The sequence below is a fragment of the Bacteroides sp. 2_2_4 genome (assembly GCF_000157055.1).
Lineage (GTDB): Bacteria > Bacteroidota > Bacteroidia > Bacteroidales > Bacteroidaceae > Bacteroides > Bacteroides ovatus.
Map to the genome: position 1 here is coordinate 1 of NZ_EQ973402.1, position 950 is coordinate 950.

Consider the following 950-nt stretch of genomic DNA (forward strand, 5'->3'; position numbering starts at 1 on the left):
AATCCCGAGAGGTCTCATCTTCCCGCTTTTCTTCGGTATGTTGACCCTTTTCAGTGGAAGGGCTCTGTACCCTCTCCGTTTCAAAGAACACACTGCGTTTATCTTCCTGGCATCGGTATCCCATAGTACATGGTCAACCCCTGCCGTACGTTTTCCTTTATTGGTTGTCACTTTCCTTACCGCCAAGACCTTGGCTTCAAAGGAGGTGACAAGAAGATGTTGCAAGGCTTTCACCTTATTGTATCTTCTTTCTTTTTGAGCCTCTGCTATTCTGACTTGTAGCTTCCTTACCTTGCGCTCGCACCGTGAGAAGTTCATTCCCTTCCACGAGGTCTTGCGTTTGGCTGAAGATGCACACTCGGCTTGCGCCTCGCTCCTTTGCTGTTTCTCCATACTTTAAGTTCTACAGTTCATTTCACAAAGAATTACCCTGTGGAAGTCTGCACGCTTTCGCGTAGGGTGACGTTGGAACCCTTATCCATGACATTACATCGTGGCATTCGCTTTCTCCACAATCCTTTACCCGCATCCCTTTCGGCCGCTCTTACGATTTGCTTACCCATTTGCTATTGGCTGATGGGAGAAATACGGGCTTACCAAGTTTCGCACAAGTAACTGACGACCGACTTAGAGTCCGCCTATCCACCGGCAGTGCAACATCCGTGTAGTACGACATAACAACGTACTATCCTGACTGCTTGCCTTTTGGCATGGCTCCTAAACATCCGTGAGCCAATTCTTTGTAACGATGGTGCAGCGATTCACCTGCGTTACTCCTATCGGTCAGCCTTGCCATTCTTCGCCTATGATGTTTAGGTTGGAACGTCGTTCTCAAGAGGGCTCCGCACCCGACCGTTACCAGTCACGCACGCCTCTTTAGGCTACTATTGACGGAACAATAGGTTCAGACATGATGCTGAACAATTACTTGTGAGACCTCTTGTCGCACA

At 48.6% G+C, this 950-nt stretch carries 2 protein-coding genes; both read right to left on the reverse strand.

All coding sequences use genetic code 11. The features are described from left to right. Positions 1-393, reverse strand: a 393-nt coding sequence (locus BSCG_RS0128255) for a reverse transcriptase N-terminal domain-containing protein (protein ID WP_175285342.1), incomplete at its 3' end; no start/stop codon positions are given. A 32-nt stretch (positions 394-425) separates the two neighbouring features. Next, positions 426-563 (reverse strand): hypothetical protein, encoded by a 138-nt coding sequence (locus tag BSCG_RS30215; protein WP_175285343.1) that lies wholly within the window; start codon positions 561-563, stop codon positions 426-428. Between the last annotated feature and the right edge of the window lie 387 nt (positions 564-950).